We start from the raw sequence: 480 nt of genomic DNA, 5'->3' as shown, positions 1-480 counted from the left end.
GAGTGGTACAGGCAAGGGGCGCAACGAGCCTTCCATGCCTGAGACGAAGCGGGGTGGCGCCGCGGGGCCTGCCACGGCCGGCAGGCCCCGCGGCGCCCCATTGGTGTGAGCATGTCCCCATAACCAGTTAGCCTGTCCCCCACCCGCGGTGTGCAGGCAGATAATGCGCCGTGAAGGCTGGCAAAACTTTTTTCAACAGATTCCGTTTTCGGCCACATGTGAGTGCTTGAATGTCGGTGGTGCGTGTTTGACTACCGTCATGACTCAATCACTGCAGATCCAGGACGAGGCCATCACCGGCCTCGAAGACCAGACGCGTGAGATCCGTGTCGCGGAAGCGACTCGTCTTGACCACCTCGCCCGCGGCTACCAGGCCGTCACTGGCGGCGAAATGGCCAGGCGCGCCTACACCGCTGAAGCAGCGCTCGCGCTCGGAGTATCCGAGCCGCGCGTGGATTCAATGCTCGGCCTCGCCGTGTT

Annotated in this window: 1 protein-coding gene; it reads left to right on the top strand. The window is 63.5% G+C overall.

Going from position 1 to position 480, the window contains the following annotated elements; translation table 11 throughout:
• Positions 1-259: 259 nt before the first annotated feature.
• The coding region (locus AUL38_RS03215; RefSeq protein WP_153006451.1) for a hypothetical protein at positions 260-480 on the top strand (221 nt) is incomplete at its 3' end.

The organism is Leucobacter sp. G161, from assembly GCF_001482305.1.
Classification (GTDB): Bacteria; Actinomycetota; Actinomycetes; order Actinomycetales; family Microbacteriaceae; genus Leucobacter.
This window is presented reverse-complemented; position numbering and strand designations above follow the sequence as displayed.